The organism is Salmonella sp. SAL4457, assembly GCF_046548235.1.
GTDB classification, from domain to species: Bacteria; Pseudomonadota; Gammaproteobacteria; order Enterobacterales; family Enterobacteriaceae; genus Salmonella; species Salmonella enterica.
This window is the reverse complement of sequence record NZ_JBGDZO010000227.1, coordinates 1-321: the sequence shown is the minus strand read 5'-3', so window position 1 is coordinate 321 and position 321 is coordinate 1. Positions and strand designations below refer to the sequence as shown.

The window sequence follows — 321 nt, the reverse complement described above, 5'->3', positions numbered from 1 at the left end:
CGTGGGGACAACGGCTGGGAGGGGTTCGCCGAACCGGTCGGCGGGATGTTCGTCTGGGCCCGTATCGGCGACTACCCGTTCGCCGAATTGCAGGCCGTGGCGACACGCCTGGACGTGCTGCTGTCGCCGGGCAGCGGCTTCAGCCCGGACGGCGAGGAGAGCGACTGGCTGCGTATCAACATCGCCTATGCCAGCGACCCGCGGGCCCTGGCGTTCTTCGAGGCGTTCGGGTGAGGCGCGCTCTTGCCCTCCCCTGCCTCACTGGTAGTCGAGCAGGATCACCATCGCGGCCAGGACCGAGCCGGGCGTGATTTTCTCCTG

Annotated in this window: 1 pseudogene; it reads left to right on the top strand. The window is 68.5% G+C overall.

The features are described 5' to 3' along the window. Nucleotides 1-234 (top strand): annotated as a pseudogene (locus ACLJNW_RS24030) (hypothetical protein); the annotation flags it as partial. Between the last annotated feature and the right edge of the window lie 87 nt (nt 235-321).